Here is a 15,232-nt window from a genome sequence, read left to right on the forward strand (position 1 = left end):
ATGATCCTTAAAACCATTATCTAGGGACATCACGAAAAGTCCACCCCTAAAATGGAAATTTTTCAGATAGTGGTGGGCTAGCCCACCACTATCTGAACCAGCTCCTATGAAGTTATCAAAGAACAAAATTCTAACTGGAAAATACCTCAAAAGAGGATTCTAAAAATACTATACGAGGAGGAGTTACATTGGAAAAAGAAATTAAAGTATTAGTTGTTGACGATGAAGAAAGAATTAGACGGCTCATTCGAATGTATTTAGAGAGAGAAAATTATGTGATTGATGAAGCAGGAGATGGAAATGAAGCATTGTCTAAAGCATTAAATCAAGATTATGATGTGATTTTGCTCGATGTAATGATGCCTGGAAAAGATGGAATGGAAGTTTGTAAAGAATTACGAGAAACAAAAAATACACCCGTAATTATGCTGACAGCAAAAGGAGAAGAAGCGAATCGTGTACAAGGTTTTGAGGTAGGGGCCGATGATTACATTGTAAAACCATTTAGCCCTAGAGAAGTTGTATTACGTGTGAAAGCATTGTTACGCAGATCTTCTTCATCTACTTTTGTTCAAACAAGTGCGGCTACTAAAGATGTTTTAGTATTTCCACATATTACAATCGATAATGATGCCCATCGAGTAACAGCTGATGGAAAAGAGGTCAATTTAACTCCGAAAGAATATGAACTGTTATTATTTTTAGCCAAATCTCCAGATAAAGTGTTTGATCGAGAACAACTGCTGAAAGAAGTTTGGCATTATGAGTTTTTCGGTGATTTACGCACAGTAGACACACATGTAAAACGATTGAGAGAAAAATTAAATAGAGTTTCAGAAAATGCTGCAAAAATGATTGTGACCGTTTGGGGAGTAGGTTACAAATTTGAGGTTGTGAATGAATGATTTGGCGGAGTGTCGTCGGGAAACTTTGGGCCACAATTCTTCTTCTCGTTTCATTTGTCTTGTTAATCCTTACTTTTTTCTTTATGGAATATTTTCAAAATTACCATTTAGAACAAACGGAGAAAAATTTAACAACGACCGCATCTAAAATTGCGGTTATATTAGAACAACACGAAAAATTAGATTTGGGATTAAATGTTGCTTGGGAATTAGTGGACGAAGTTACTAAAGTTGTAATTATTACTGATGAGGAACATGTTTATTATTCTCCAAATCATGAAGAAGATGATTTTCCAGTTTCTTATTTTAAGGAAGATCAAGAATTATCCAAAGTCTTTACAAAACAACAAACGGTAAAAAAACAAATAGCTATACCTTTTAATGATGAAAAGCATAAGGAAAGTGTATTATTAATAGGTGTTCCACTTGAACATTTTTCAAACCAAAAAGGTGCTGTTTTTATTTATCAGTCTCTTGATGTCATGAAAGAAACGATGCGCCTTACGACAAAAGTCATTCTTCTTGCAGCATTATTAGCGTTTGTTTTAACGACTGTATTTGCCTTTTTCTTACTAACGAGAGTAACATCTCCACTAAAAAAGATGAAAGAAGCTGCCTTTGAAGTTGCTCGTGGAAAATTTGAAACGAAAGTTCCGATCTTAACGAATGACGAAATTGGGGATTTGGCGACTGCATTTAATCAAATGGGAAAAAGATTAAAAATAAATATGAATGCACTCCGTCAAGAAAAAGAACAATTATCCAGTATTTTAAGTAGTATGGCGGATGGTGTTATTACATTTAATCGTGATGGAACGATTTTAATTACTAATCCCCCTGCTGATCGGTTTCTTCAGCTATGGTATTATGAACAAAATCGGGAATCGTTGGAAGAGATTCCTCCAATTGTGATGGAACTTTTTCAAAAATCTGTACAGAAAGAAGAAGAACAAATTGGGGAGATCACTGTCCAAGGGCGCTTTTTTACGTTAATTGTTAGTCCTTTATATAACAATGAAAATATTCGCGGAGCAGTCGTTGTATTGAGGGATATGACGGAAGAAAGACGATTAGATAAATTGCGAAAAGATTTTATTGCTAACGTATCACATGAATTGAGAACACCAATTTCAATGTTACAAGGATATAGTGAAGCTTTATTAGATGATTTGGCAAGCAATGAAGAAGAAAGAAAAGAAATGACGAAAATTATTTATGAAGAATCTTTTAGGATGGGTCGTTTAGTAAATGAATTGCTAGATTTAGCAAGAATGGAAGCTGGGCATATAACTTTAAATGAAAGTGATATACCATTAAAACCTTTTATTGAACGAGCTGTTTTGAAATTTCATGGGTTAGCGAAAGAGAAAAATATTCATTTATATGTAGAATATTTATGTGAAGAAAATGCGCATTTTTATCTTGACCCTGACCGAATGGAACAAGTGTTAACGAACTTAATCGATAATGCGATTCGTCATACTCCTTCTGAAGGTAGTGTAAAGGTTGTTGTTAATATGGTTCAACTTGGATTGCAAATGGAAGTGAGTGATACCGGTAGCGGTATACCAGAAGAAGATTTGCCGTTTATTTTTGAAAGATTTTATAAAGCAGATAAAGCAAGAAAACGTGGATCTTCAGGCACTGGTTTAGGACTAGCGATCGCCAAAAACATTGTTGAAGCCCATAAAGGGGAAATCCATGTCAGGAGTAAACTAGGACAAGGTACGACATTCTCCATCTTTATTCCTCGAAATAACTAATATTATCATATATTTTCTCGATTAATCTTGTTTCATAAGAAACATATGTATGTAATTTAAGGAAGAATAGAACCTATTCTTTCTTTTTTTTTGATAAAAGATTATATTATTTAATATGTAACCTTCTTTATTTTAAAAACGACTAATAAATAAGTGGAGGATTTTTCGATGAACTCCGTTTTCGATAGATTATATGAAAAATATCATCATGATGTATATCAATTTTTGTTTTATTTAGTTAAAAACAGAGAGCAAACAGAAGATTTAGTACAGGAAGTATATATTCGAGTGTTAAAAGCGTATGATCGATTCGAAGGGAAAAGCAGTGAAAAAACATGGTTGTTTTCCATTGCACGAAATGTAGCAATTGATCATTTTCGTAAACAAAATGCCTGGAAGGATCGGATTTTTCAGAGATTCGATTGGAAGCAACATCAATTAACAGATCGTGAACCTCTTCCTGAAGAAATCGCTTTGCAAAAAGAAGAAATTCAGTTGCTATATAGATGTTTAGACTTATGTACGTTAGATCAAAAAATGGTACTCATTTTAAGGTACATTCAGTCGTTATCAATTTCAGAAACAGCCCAAATGTTAGGTTGGTCAGAAAGTAAAGTTAAAACCACCCAACATCGAGCTTTGAAAGCATTAAAAAAGAAAATGGAATCCTTTTTATCAAAGGCAGGTGAAAAAGCATGAACAATAAAAACCTTCATGATGAAGAAATAGAGCGATTATTAAAAGCCATGCCTAAAATAAAAGATATACAGAAAAAAGAAGTTTTATATCGAAAGGTCATGCAATCGATAAACCATGAAGAAAAGAAAAAAAGAATATTTGTAACCCCAAAATTGGTGGTAGCATGTGCCCTTATTCTCATTGCTATTATATCTTTGTCGTTTTTGAAAAATAATGAAATCTCCATCAATCCCATTAATCAAATGAAGGAAGAGGCATTTGACGATAATAGTGTGAAAAATGAATTGGATAAAAATAGTGACCAAATGGAGAATCAAATTTTATTAACATCCGTGCTCGAAAAAATGTCTGTTTATAAAGATGATTTACTCGAAAATGAAAGAGTTTTCGTATATGGTATACCAGACCAACAATTCCAAAATGTCATTCCGATTACCATCGTCAGTAAAGTTTCACAAGATCAATCATGGTTAGATAGATATAATCAAATTATGAAATTATTACAAGAAGAGGAATGGGGTCTTTTTGACTATTATCCATATGAAGGAAATGTCTCAAAGATTGATAATTCTACATTAAAATTCGCCGTGAATAAAACTCATTCATATGGAAATTCGTCTGCACAAGAAACAACGTTGTTTACAAGTTTAATGGAAAATTTTCGCGGGCAAGGATTTAAAAAAATTGAGCTATACACAGAAAATAGTCCAGGAATTGATTTTAGTAATACAGGGACCATTGATCAAATTGAAATTCGTAATATAAATAAAAACGGTTACTTCCTTTATTATACTGATAAAGGATATCAATTTTTAGTTCCATATCGAAACACGTATAATACTATTGAAGAAGCGTTGACAGCAATGAAATCTGACATAGAAACGCATCATCTTTATTCTTCGATACCAAAACATGTCTCTTTTAGTCAAAAAGATTCAGGTAATCTGTTAACCATTCAATTTACAGATCCTTCATTGATAGAGGAAAATAGCGAATCGATGAAAATGATTGAAGCTATTTTATTAACGGCAAAAGATTTTGGTTATGAGCAAGTTCAATTTACAAATACCGGATTAACTACATTAGGGGAATTTAATTTGTCGCAGCCAATTGATGTACCGATTGGACCTAACAGAATAAAAATTGATTAATAAAAATTTTCTTCACATAATTTCGTCTTTATGAAAGAAATGCAAAACATCTACAACATTTTCATAAACCATTGTTCATGTAAAATCATCATTCCTTTTTGTAGGGAATGATGATTTTTGTTTTGTTTTTGCCTTTTCAGAATAAAATGATATGGTATGAGAATAATAATTCCGTGCACTTTCGGTTCTAATTATGGACAAGCTTACATATATGTAGGGTAGAGTTTTTTGGAGGGGAAGTATGTTGGATTTCGTAAAGAGACTTCTACTTGCTACTTTGTTAACTATTTTTATTGCTCTATTAATGTTAGGAAGCACATCGCTAATAGCTAATGCAGAGAATTCGTTGAATTGGATTTGGCCAACGGACGGTGTAATAACAGATACGTTTGGTAGTCGAAACGGTACGCATAAAGGGGTTGATATTGGGGCAGATTTTGGGACCCCCATTCATGCTGTCGACGACGGAACAGTAACAAAATCTTTTTATTCTATGTCTTATGGAAATGTCATTTTTATTAAACATAAAGAATATGAAACCGTATATGCCCATTTACAAAAGAGACTTGTAAAAGAAGGAGAAAAAGTAACGAGAGGACAAATCATTGGTGAAATGGGATCAACGGGATATTCTACAGGCTCACATTTACATTTTGAAGTTCATCATGGGAATTGGACTTTTGGAAAAGAAAATGCTTTAGATCCATTTCAAATATTTGGACTCGGGGAAATTGGACAACATGTAAAGGCAGGTGTAGAGAATTTAAATGGATATGTGGAAGCACTTGCTTTTAAAAAAGTTTCCAATGAACAGGTACATACGGTTCAAAAAGGTGAAACATTATGGCAAATTGCAAGATTGTATCATGTCTCCATTCAAGATTTAATAGAATGGAATCAATTAAAAGATGAAAAAATACATTTGGGTCAAAGAATAGTCATTAAACCTAACATACAAGATGTATATGTAGTAAAATCTGGAGATACTTTGTTTTCAATTGCAAAAAAATATCATATGGATGTCCATGAACTTAAAGCTATAAACCAATTACAATCAAATACCATTATGCCAATGCAAACTTTAAAAGTAAAAAGGAATTCATAAAGAGTATGTTCACGTAATAAAAAAAGCAATCCAGATTCGTTTTATTAAAACGATCGGATTGCCTATTCTCTCTGTTGCTGATAATTGCAACTAGTTTTGTATGAAAACAAATGTCTTTTTTCCCCCCTTTCCAAAGTAGTATTCTTTTCTTTTTTCAAAAAAAGAAACAGCCCTTTGGAATGTTTTGTTCATATAGCTAATGCCATAAACAATTACATAACCCAAAAGGCTGTTTTGTTCGATTACCGCAGGTTTAAAACCGCTATCAAATTTGAAGGTCATTTTATTTGTTGATTTAAATTCAAGGTCATTATCCTATAAAAAAAAGGTGGTAGATAAATACTAATTAGAAATAAAATATTCTGTTAATTTCTTGGTTACAATCAATGGAATGACGATAAAAGACAAGACTACAATAGTCATAATTAGAAATTGTATTCCATTAGGCTGGGCAAACCACAAAGGAAGCCAATAAGTATGGGCTAATTCTACCAATTTATAATGAATAAAAATAGTCACTATTAGGAATATATAAAACAACACATTTTCTTTATTAAACATGCTCAATATTCCTCCTTTAATACTATTTTATCATGCAATAAAAAAATAGTCACAACTTATAACTATTTATGTTGCGCCTATTTTAATGTATAATACCAAATCATTAAATATCCAAACGACATTTACTTGTTTGATTGAGATTTAATTAAATATTTATCTATTTTAGGTACAGTACCATTTTTATATACTTCTTTGTTGTAATCTAAAATCACATGTAAATGGCCAATAGAAATTAAATTTAAAAATAGTGTGAAAACAGATAATACAATCACTTTTTTCATCTTAATTCCTACTTATTATTTAATATTTCAATAAATTTATTCTATTTTTTAGAATAAATTCCTCCTTTTAACTTTAAATAAATGGTAAAATTTTTATGTGTTTTATTCTTCACATCAATCACTTTTAGTTTCAACAAGTCGCTAATCCTCAATCCAGTGTTTTTTCATCACAAAAATAAACCAATCTCTATATGAACGTTTCATTAACACTGATTTCATCTTTTATTGTGGATGAAGACTAGAAAAAACGAGGAGAAAAATTTGATATTTTTCACCTCGTTTCTTTTTGCACTAAAATTATTTTTTTTGTTCCGCATATCTAGCTAAGCATTCATCAATGAGCTTAGCAGCTGCTTCTGGTCCTTCCCATGTACCAATTTCAGTCTTTTTCCCTTGCAAATCTTTATAGCGTTCGAAGAAATGGGCAATTTCTTTCAATTTATGTTTTGGTAGATCATCAATTGTTTTGATTTCATCGAAACGAGGATCTTCAACAGGAACGCCAATTAACTTAGCATCTTCTTCACCGCTATCAACCATATTTAAATAGCCAATCACTCTTGCATCAATCACACATCCAGGGAATGTAGGATTTGTGACTAATACTAAAATATCTAATGGATCTCCATCAAGTGCAAGGGTATTTTCTATGTATCCATACTCAGCTGGGTAAAACATTGGCGAGAAAAGAACGCGATCTAATTTAAAAATACCTCGTTCTTTATCAAATTCATACTTGTTTTGGCTGCCTGTTGGGATTTCGATTATGGCTTCTACTACTTTGTTTTCAACTGACATTCTGTTTCCTCCTACAAAATAAATTGATGTATTGAAATATGCATTTTTTATTATAGAGGATAGGAATCTTTGGTGCAAATAGGAAAAATATAAATCACTTCACATTCGGTAGAAATATGTATATAATTGAAATGTAAAAAATGAATAATATGATTCATCTTCGGGGCAGGGTGAAATTCCCGACCGGCGGTGATGAAGCTTTGCTTCTAAGCCCGCGAGCCTTTTTGGCAGGATTTGGTGTGATTCCAAAGCCGACAGTATAGTCTGGATGGGAGAAGATGAAGGTTTCGGAGTGTTCAAAAAATGCTGTTTTGAACGCTTATTTAAGTATGCCTTTTTTCTCCCTCAAGTGTTTTTCTTGAGGGATTTTTTATTGAAGCGAAAGGCATCACTAAAGTCGAAACCTTTCTTCCTATGTGATGAATCATGAAAATCACACAAAGGAGAGAGGAAACATGAAGAAAAAAATGAAGGTCAAAAATTTTGTACTCATTGGAATGTTAAGCAGTGTCTCTTACGTTTTAATGCTGCTTAATTTCCCACTTCCACCGTTCCCTAAATATTTAATGGTGGATTTTAGCGACATTCCTGCATTAATAGGTGCACTCGTCCTTGGGCCGTTTGCGGGGGTGTTGATTGAATTATTAAAAAATATTTTAGATTATGTAATGACTGGAAGTGAAACGGGAGTTCCCATTGGACATATGGCAAACTTTGTAGCCGGAATATTATTTGTCCTTCCCGTATATTATGTATATAGTAAATTAAAATCGAAAAAAGGAATGACATATGCTTTAATAGTTGGTTCAATCTTTATGGCGGTATTTATGAGCTTGTTAAATTATTTCTTTTTCTTGCCGGCATATACATGGTTTTTAGATGCTCCTGCTATGAGCGGTCCTGAATTAAGAAAAACAATCGTTTATGCGATATTGCCATTTAATCTTGTTAAAGGAATACTCATTGCGATAGTATTTATGTTAATGTTTATAAAATTGAATGAATGGATTCAAAAACAACGAGCAGCTTTTGAATAAATTAGTAAAAAAAAGACTCCGCTAATATAGACTAACACAATAAAATGGGACAATAAAAAACACCTTCGACATGGTATAATCAAACAAATACTATTCGGAGGTGTTTTTGCGTGGGCAAAAACGTTTATTCTAGTGAAGTCAAATGGGCGGTTGTAAAAGATAAAATGAGTGGTGAATTAACGAACAAAGAGATAATGGATAAGTATGGCATTAAAAATGTCTCACAAATTAAAACATGGATGAAGTGGTATAGAGAGAATCAAATCCACCGTTTTGATCAACCAATAGGTAAACAGTATTCTTATGGCCATGGTCCTGAATGGAAAAGTGAAGAGGAAAAGCAAAATGCACAAATAGTACATTTACAGATGGAGAATGAAATTTTAAAAAAGTATTTAGAAGTGAAAAAGGAGTTGAGAAAGAAGTAGTTTTACGACTGGTGGATAAATTTCGAGGTAAATATACGGTAACGGCTATTTTATCTGCATTAGGAGTGGCGAGGTCTACGTATTATCGTTGGACGAAAACACCAATAAAACTAATGTCAGAAGCAGAGATAGCTATTACTACTCTTTGCCAAGAAAATAAATATCGTTATGGGCATAGGAAAATTACTAAATTGCTTCAGAAGATATATAGTATAAAGTTACATCGAAACACCGTACAACGCATTATGCAAAAATTGAATTTACAGTGTCGAGTCAAACCAAAACGGAGATGGAAATCACAAGGTGAGACGATTATACTCGCACCTAACTTACTTGAAAGGGATTTTATCGCCTCGAAGCCAAACGAAAAGTGGGTTACTGATATTACTTATATCCAGTACGGTTCCTATACCTTATATCTATCGACTATTTTGGATTTATATAATAATGAGATTGTTGCATATAGACTTTATGATCATCAGCAGACACCATTAGTCATTGATACACTAAAAGCTGCGTTAGAAGCAAGAGGGAATCCAAAAGGAGTCATCATACATTCTGATCAGGGAAGTGTATATACTTCTTATGCATATCAGCACTTAGTCAAAGAAATGAATTTGGTAAGTAGTATGTCTAGACGAGGAAACTGTTGGGATAATGCAGTTATTGAATCCTTTCACTCCAATATTAAGTCGGAGGAGTTTCAGTATGTTAAATACAATTCGTTATCAATTCAGGAAGTTAGAAATCGTGTAGATCAATTTATGAAGCATTATAATGAAGAACGTATCCAAGAAAAATTAGGCTACCAATCCCCTATTGAATTTAGGAATATGGCAGCCTAAGAAGGTGTTTTATTACTGTCTCAAATCGCTATGTCAGTCTAATAATAGCGGAGTTTATTTATTTCAATTAATCAAATTTGTTAGGATCTCCGTCAAATGGTTCATCAGCAACTTTAATGGATTCTGTAGGACAACCTTCAAAAGCATCCATCATGTCATCAATTAAAATGTCAGGAATCTCTACAATACCTTGATTATCGTCTAACGTAACGTAAGCAATTCCTTCATCATCATAGTCATAAATATCTGGTGCAGCCGCGCCACATGCACCGCATGCAATGCAAGTTTCTTTGTCTACAATTGTATATTTTGGCATGAACTTACCTCCTAAAATCTCATTTAAAATATAATTCTAATATATTTTACACACACGAAAAAAAATATGTAACATGATTGCCTATTTTTATTGTAAGGCTCTAACATTAAGTTTTCAACTGTAAAGTGAAAGAAAATAAAGATCGAATAGGAATGATTATGGAACGGATCGTTTCAATCTCAATTTTTCATCAAAAATCTCCAGTTTTCATGATACAATGATGGTATCATAGAAGTTTTTTGTAAGAGAGTGATGAAAATTGGGTTATTTTGAAGTAGTGTTGCTCCATTGTTTGAACAAAATTGGCAACGAGCGAACACCAATCTCTATTTACCATTTATTAAAAGGGAAAAAGTCCGTTCAAACCATCCAAGACAGTAAATTATTTGGCCTCTCGCAATGGTTTAACACTTACCCGCAACTAACAAAGAAACAACTAAATGAAACAATAACCCATTTACATCGGGAAAAATTGATTATCAACGATCATTCACATTATTCGTTAACGGACAAAGCCATTGAATTATTACATATCCATTCAAATCAAATTCCCCCAAAATATTTAAATGGTTGGAAATATCATACGGTTGATCAAATCTTTTGGAAGCGATTGAACTTAGTTGTGCAAGTTATTCCCTACTGGGAGAAGGGGGACCAACAATTTTTTCCAGTTCAAAGAGATCCGGACATTCAATATTGGGTAAAATCGTTTCTGTTATCAAATAAAACGAATAAAAAATGGTTGGTTGAACAAATCCATCGTGAATTAGAAACTTTTTTTGAAATGGTTGAGGATTATTCAGACCCTCTTTATTTTTTACTACGTTTTTCTGGCTATAAGAAAACAGGTTTAACGGAAGAACAAATTGCTCAATTTTACAACGTAGACTTGTTTTATTATATAACGCATTTTCGTGCAATATTACATCATTTAATGAAAATCGCATGGGAGAAAAGGGGATATTTCCCTGTTTTATACCGAATTTATCAAGATTTATTTCGGACCATACCTTTAACTAAAACAGCTGAAACTACCTACAAACTTTTTAATCAAGGTTATTCGATTGAAAAAATAGCAAAAATCCGTCATTTAAAAGTGCAAACGATTGAAGATCATATTGTAGAAATTGCTTTCATGGACCCCTCTTTTTCCATTGATCAGTTTGTAAATAAAAATACACAACAGAAAGTTCTTCAAATCGTACATCAAATGAAAACGAAAAAACTGAAAGAAATAAAGAAGCAATTGGATCCTATTGATTATTTTTCTATACGTTTAGTATTAGCGAAATTAGGTGAATAACCGTGAATATAATGAAAGCATTAAGAACGTATTTTTCATACGATTCTTTCCGAGTTGGACAAAAAGAAATCATTGAATCTGTTCTCTCTGGATACGATACTCTAGCCATGTTACCGACGGGAAGTGGAAAGTCACTTTGTTATCTTTTACCCGGTTATATGTTGGATGGAACCGTACTAATTGTAACTCCGTTATTATCATTAATGCAGGATCAAGTAGAGCAACTAAAAGCTCAAGGGGAAAAACGTGTCATTGCGATTAATTCTTTTTTATCTTATCAAGAAAAAATAAGAACGATTAAAAATTTGCATAATTATAAATTTGTCTATATATCTCCAGAAATGTTGCAAAACGAATGGGTTTTAGACCATATAAAAAAATTTAAACTTTCATTATTTGTTGTGGATGAGGCCCATTGCATCTCTCAATGGGGATATGATTTCCGCCCGGATTACAGTCAATTGGGAAATGTTCGAAAATTTTTAAATGAGCCTGTCACATTAGCTTTAACCGCAACGGCAACGAAAGAAGTTAGAGAAGACATTAAAACCACTTTATCATTAGAAAATGTTAAAGAACTTATATTTTCCGTCAATCGTCCCAATATTGCCATCCAAGTTTTTTCTGAAATAAGTTCTTTCGAAAAAAAAGAGTTAACGATTCAGTTCGTGAAAGAATTAAAAAAACCGGGAATTATCTACTTTTCTAGTAAAAAGGCAGCTGATGAATGGGCAACGAAACTACAGTCAGTCGATGGAATAAAAGTTGCTTCGTATCATGCCGGCCTTTCTCAAGAAAAGCGCATCCTTATTCAACAGCAATTTCTTTATAATGAATTAGATATCATCTGTGCAACAAGTGCATTTGGAATGGGAATCAATAAAGAAAATGTAAGATTTATCATTCATTATCATCCTCCATTACAAATGGAATCTTATTTGCAAGAAATTGGGCGCGCTGGCCGTGATGGTTTAGCGAGCGTTGCAATATTATTCAATGGTGATGGTGACGAAATATTACAATTCCAATTAATCGAACAAGAGCTTCCGACAAGCGTTCATATTGAAACATTTGCGGAATTGATGAAAAAGAAAGTGCAATCATTTACGAATATTGAACAAATAGAATTACTCGGTTTTACAGAAATTCAATGGAGATTGTTAGAAAGGCTTTGGAATCAATATTCCGATCAGCGCTCTTTTACAAAAATGGCCGAACATTATATGAATCAGCGAATGGAAACCAAAATAAAAAAATTATATGAATTCCGTTCGTGGATCAAAAATAATACCTGTCGAAGAGAACAGTTATTATCTTTTTTTGATGAAAAACTTGAAGAAAGACCAAAAAATTGTTGTGATGTTTGTGGCATTGATTGGAATTTATATAACATTCATGAAGAAAGAGTTAATCATCGCCCAAAAATAGAATGGAGAATGTACTTAAAAGAATTATTAAATGTTAAGTAGGAGAGCTCAGATGAAAAATCGACAAAAAGAACTGATCGAACAAATGACTGATAAAGATATTTTCATTGCTTTATTAATTACTCAATGTTTCTTATTAACTATTTCAGCCATTTTCGTTATTATATTATTTAAAGATATATCGACATTTTTTTCATTGTTTCAATGGAAAGATTGGCGAATTTTTACATATGGTGTAACAAGTGGTCTACTGGTTGTTGGTATAGATATATATTTGATGAAAAATTTACCGAAACACTATTACGATGATGGCGGAATAAATGAAAAAATTTTTAAACATCGTTCCATAGGAGAAATAGCGATTCTTGCTGCTATTATTTCGATTTGCGAAGAAATATTCTTTCGTGGGGTTATTCAAACGAATTTTGGGATCATGATTGCAAGTGTCATCTTTGCACTCGTACATTATCGTTATTTATTTCATTGGTTTTTGTTTTTAAATATTATGCTATTAAGTTTTTACATTGGATTATTATATGAATGGACCGGAAATTTAATGGTAACCATCACGATGCATTTTATAACGGATTTTTTATTAGGAGTTTTATATAAAAGGAAAGGGGGAGAAAATCATGGAAGAACAGATGATAGTACCTAATGATCAAGCGGAAATGTTACGAAGAAAAATGACTCAAGAAACTGAAAAAAGTCATCTTTCAAGCCTTCCGCCTCGAAGTGAAATTCATAAAAAGAAAAAAAGTAAAAATAAGTGGAAGCTTCGGTTTCCAGTCATTCGGTTCTTAACTGTTATATTTATTCTCCTGCCTATCATAATATACAGCGTCATTTCTTATATTGAACAAACGAATAAAGGAAAACATGAACCAGCTGTAGTGGATCCTGAATTTATTCAAGTTGATATAGAGAATGACAATAAAGGTACAATTGAAATACCAAACGAAGAAAAAGTAGAGGATGATTTAGAAGAAAATTCTCCACCTAGTCAAAATGAAGAACCTGATAAAGTTGATTTAGGAGAAACCATTGAACCTATTGATGCTTCAAAGGAAAAGAACAGCACTGCTACGAACCAAGAAGCTAGTGAGGAGAATAAAGAAAATTCCCAAGAACCATCTTACCAATTGATTCAGCATCAAGTTCAACCGAATGAAACATTATTTCGAATTTCCATGAAATATTATCAATCACAAGAAGGAATTGAACTGATCAAAAAATGGAATAATATTGTCAACAACGAAATAAAAATTGGTCAAATATTAACCATCCCTATTCCTCAATAAAGTTTGTATTCATATAATCGAATACAAACTTTTTCTTTTGGTATATTCACAAATTTTGGACATACATTGTTGTTAAAGAAATATGTGAGGGATGGATATGGAAAAACCAATATTAGAATTAAATCATTTAACAGATGAAGCGACAAAACAAATGTTAATCAAATGTGTAGAAAAAAAAAGAAAATTTGATAAATTGAAATCTCAACATTTATTCATTATGTGCCTAACAATATTCATTGCATTTTTATTTACTTATTATCTTTATAAAACCATCTTTGTCCCATATTCATATTCTTTCGAAGCAATTTTTTACGCTTTTGTAAGTAAAAATATCAATGTATATTTATTAATTATAACGATTGGTTTTTTTGGGATGATGAATGTGTTAAAAGATAAACGAGAAAAGGCTGAAAATGAATTTCACGAATTAAGACGTGAAATCATTGATAAAAGCAAAGATTTATGGAAAAAAGATGAAGCTTGGGAAACTCGTCATATCGTTTTTGAAATGATGAAACGAGAATACGATATTAATTTATATCACGAAAGTAAATAATCACTATTTCCATTTTCAAATTTTTTTGTTTTCCCATAATTTTTTTCGAGAAAAGGGGTTTAATAGCTTTATGTCGAAATAAATATTATAGTGTTTATTTTTATTTTGGGGTGATTGAATCATGTTTGTTAAAAGTATAATGATTCCTAGAAACAATTGTTATGTAGTTCAGCATGATCGTTCTCTTAGGGAAGCTTTACAACTATTAGAAACGAATAAAATTGACGCTTTACCTGTATTAAAGGGCGATCAGTATGTAGGGATATTAACAAGATACCAACTTTATAAAAGCTTTTTTGAATCAGAATTAGAAAAAGAGCAATTTTTAAATGAAGTGAAATCTGGTGATATAGTCACACATAAAGATGAATTTTTATCAGGGGATGAAATTTTTGAACGAACGCTTATTGCGTTAAAAGATTTCCCATTGTTAGCCGTTTGTGACGAAGATAAGCGATTGCTTGGAATAGTCACACGTTTTGATGTTTTGGAACAATTCCAAAGCGCATTTGGCATGAAAAAAAGCGGTGTTCGTATCGCATTTACCTCCGTTGAAACAGAAGGACAAATTGCAAGATTATCAGAAATCGCTCATCAATTCCACGAATCCATCATTTCACTTGTGACATTCGATGAAACAGATAAATTAGTACGAAGGATTGTATTAAAAATTGAAAAGAAAGATAATATTCATGAGTTTATTCAACAATTGGAGCAAGCAGGTTTCCGGATTTTAGATATTGTAGAAGATTGAGT

General features: G+C 32.2%; 16 protein-coding genes and 1 riboswitch. Of the genes, 13 read left to right on the forward strand and 3 right to left on the reverse strand.

Translation table 11 applies throughout. The annotated features are described in order from the left end of the window. Positions 1–188: 188 nt before the first annotated feature. From AC3ASS_RS00005 to AC3ASS_RS00025, 5 genes are all read left to right on the forward strand, one after another. Entirely contained in the window at positions 189–905 is a 717-nt protein-coding gene (locus AC3ASS_RS00005; RefSeq protein WP_488281438.1) for a response regulator transcription factor, read from the forward strand. Continuing rightward, positions 902–2,668, forward strand: coding sequence for an ATP-binding protein (locus AC3ASS_RS00010; protein WP_488281439.1), 1,767 nt, complete (start codon positions 902–904; stop codon positions 2,666–2,668). Before AC3ASS_RS00005 ends, AC3ASS_RS00010 begins: the two co-directional genes overlap by 4 nt. Before the next feature lie 168 nt (positions 2,669–2,836). Continuing rightward, entirely contained in the window at positions 2,837–3,367 is a 531-nt protein-coding gene (gene sigX / locus AC3ASS_RS00015; RefSeq protein WP_488281440.1) for an RNA polymerase sigma factor SigX, read from the forward strand. Then, positions 3,364–4,518, forward strand: coding sequence for a GerMN domain-containing protein (locus AC3ASS_RS00020; RefSeq protein WP_488281441.1), 1,155 nt, complete (start codon positions 3,364–3,366; stop codon positions 4,516–4,518). The genes sigX and AC3ASS_RS00020 overlap by 4 nt, the downstream gene beginning before the upstream one ends. Before the next feature lie 241 nt (positions 4,519–4,759). Then, positions 4,760–5,623 (forward strand): M23 family metallopeptidase, encoded by an 864-nt coding sequence (locus AC3ASS_RS00025; RefSeq protein ID WP_488281442.1) that lies wholly within the window; start codon positions 4,760–4,762, stop codon positions 5,621–5,623. A gap of 683 nt (positions 5,624–6,306) precedes the next feature. On the opposite strand, the gene AC3ASS_RS00030 is transcribed toward AC3ASS_RS00025, so the two are convergent. Then, on the reverse strand, positions 6,307–6,465 hold the full coding sequence (locus tag AC3ASS_RS00030; protein WP_488281443.1) for a hypothetical protein: 159 nt from the start codon (positions 6,463–6,465) through the stop codon (positions 6,307–6,309). A 297-nt stretch (positions 6,466–6,762) separates the two neighbouring features. Next, positions 6,763–7,263 carry an inorganic diphosphatase gene (locus tag AC3ASS_RS00035; protein ID WP_488281444.1) on the reverse strand — a complete coding sequence of 167 codons (501 nt, stop codon included), beginning with the start codon at positions 7,261–7,263 and terminating at the stop codon, positions 6,763–6,765. Between the two features lie 152 nt (positions 7,264–7,415). After that, positions 7,416–7,547: riboswitch (FMN riboswitch) on the forward strand. 171 nt (positions 7,548–7,718) lie between these two features. Between AC3ASS_RS00035 and AC3ASS_RS00040 the strand changes: the two genes are divergently transcribed. Next, positions 7,719–8,300 carry an ECF transporter S component gene (locus AC3ASS_RS00040; RefSeq protein WP_488281445.1) on the forward strand — a complete coding sequence of 194 codons (582 nt, stop codon included), beginning with the start codon at positions 7,719–7,721 and terminating at the stop codon, positions 8,298–8,300. A 110-nt stretch (positions 8,301–8,410) separates the two neighbouring features. Next, a protein-coding gene (locus AC3ASS_RS00045) for an IS3 family transposase (protein WP_488281446.1) occupies positions 8,411–9,573 on the forward strand; the annotation gives its coding sequence in 2 pieces (ribosomal slippage) (positions 8,411–8,717 and positions 8,717–9,573; 1,164 coding nt in all). A 67-nt stretch (positions 9,574–9,640) separates the two neighbouring features. Here AC3ASS_RS00045 and AC3ASS_RS00050 read toward each other — a convergent pair. After that, positions 9,641–9,889 carry a ferredoxin gene (locus AC3ASS_RS00050; protein WP_488281447.1) on the reverse strand — a complete coding sequence of 83 codons (249 nt, stop codon included), beginning with the start codon at positions 9,887–9,889 and terminating at the stop codon, positions 9,641–9,643. 259 nt (positions 9,890–10,148) lie between these two features. On the opposite strand from AC3ASS_RS00050, the gene AC3ASS_RS00055 reads away from it, so the two are divergent. The 6 genes from AC3ASS_RS00055 to AC3ASS_RS00080 all read left to right on the forward strand — a co-directional run bounded on the left by AC3ASS_RS00055 (position 10,149) and on the right by AC3ASS_RS00080 (position 15,230). Next, complete coding sequence (locus AC3ASS_RS00055; RefSeq protein ID WP_488281448.1) at positions 10,149–11,192, forward strand: YpbB family protein; 1,044 nt, start codon at positions 10,149–10,151, stop codon at positions 11,190–11,192. An 11-nt stretch (positions 11,193–11,203) separates the two neighbouring features. Further along, positions 11,204–12,661, forward strand: coding sequence for a RecQ family ATP-dependent DNA helicase (locus AC3ASS_RS00060; protein ID WP_488281570.1), 1,458 nt, complete (start codon positions 11,204–11,206; stop codon positions 12,659–12,661). 10 nt (positions 12,662–12,671) lie between these two features. Further along, positions 12,672–13,277, forward strand: a complete 606-nt coding sequence (locus AC3ASS_RS00065; protein WP_488281449.1) for a CPBP family intramembrane glutamic endopeptidase — start codon at positions 12,672–12,674, stop codon at positions 13,275–13,277. Next, positions 13,252–13,920 (forward strand): LysM peptidoglycan-binding domain-containing protein, encoded by a 669-nt coding sequence (locus tag AC3ASS_RS00070; RefSeq protein ID WP_488281450.1) that lies wholly within the window; start codon positions 13,252–13,254, stop codon positions 13,918–13,920. Before AC3ASS_RS00065 ends, AC3ASS_RS00070 begins: the two co-directional genes overlap by 26 nt. A 97-nt stretch (positions 13,921–14,017) precedes the next feature. Further along, on the forward strand, positions 14,018–14,476 hold the full coding sequence (locus AC3ASS_RS00075; RefSeq protein WP_488281451.1) for a YpbF family protein: 459 nt from the start codon (positions 14,018–14,020) through the stop codon (positions 14,474–14,476). Positions 14,477–14,597: 121 nt separating this feature from the next. Continuing rightward, positions 14,598–15,230 (forward strand): CBS domain-containing protein, encoded by a 633-nt coding sequence (locus AC3ASS_RS00080; protein WP_488281452.1) that lies wholly within the window; start codon positions 14,598–14,600, stop codon positions 15,228–15,230. Positions 15,231–15,232 lie beyond the last annotated feature (2 nt).

The organism is Bacillus sp. JST-5 (genome assembly GCF_057747715.1).